Annotated in this window: 1 pseudogene; it reads right to left on the bottom strand. The window is 42.1% G+C overall.

Going from position 1 to position 798, the window contains the following annotated elements:
- Positions 1 to 798 (bottom strand): annotated as a pseudogene (locus ACFINS_RS10015) (hypothetical protein); the annotation flags it as partial.

The raw sequence follows: 798 nt of genomic DNA, 5'->3' as shown, positions 1-798 counted from the left end.
GCTAGACCAATAGCAGCAGCTTGTCTTGCTTCTTTCCGAACATCCTGAATAGCATAATTCAATGTCTCAAACTTCATATCCGTATAGGATTTCGACTCGTTAACAGCATCATTGACAAGACCACTAACTTTCTCATCCGTATACTTATTGGCATCTTCAAGAACTATCTTCATCTGCTCTTCAGTATAATCATGCAACTGACCGCCATTAACAGCTTGCTGAGAACCTGTTTCAATCTTGCCTGCCGCTACATTGTCTATCATAACAGGTTCGCTGTCATTGCCTCCTACTAACGTAATGCTATTGGTCTTTTTCCCATCACTATCTTTATCATAGGAAACAACGCCATCCGTTACGGCTACTTCAATATCTTTCACATGTTGATCTATCGTATCTACTTTGTCTTCGACCTCTTTTACCCTCTCATTCGTGCTCCAAAGCTGACCACCATTAACAACTTCTTGCGAGCCTTCTTCTATCTTACCATCCAATACATTCGTAATCTTACTCGACTTACCATCATGCTTCGCATCATACGCGCCTTCTTCTTCATTCCAATTCAAACCATTGCTCGCCACATTCTTCTCAACATCATGAATACGCTCGTTGATACTCGTCATACCATCACTGACACCATCAAAAGCTCCTGCTACATCATGATAGATCTTCTTTTCTGACGAACTACCATCAGAATTGAATTGTGAAACCTTGAATTCCGGAGCCCTCCATTCGCCACCTTCATAGCTAGCTCCCCCTCCTAAATACATCGCTAGCGTCTGATGCAAGGAATAAAGCTGA

Origin of the sequence: Bartonella sp. AA2SXKL (assembly GCF_042197205.1) — a bacterium.
In the GTDB taxonomy this organism is placed as follows: domain Bacteria; phylum Pseudomonadota; class Alphaproteobacteria; order Rhizobiales; family Rhizobiaceae; genus Bartonella.
Note: the sequence above shows the minus strand (reverse complement) of the source record. Positions and strands in the feature narration are given on the sequence as shown.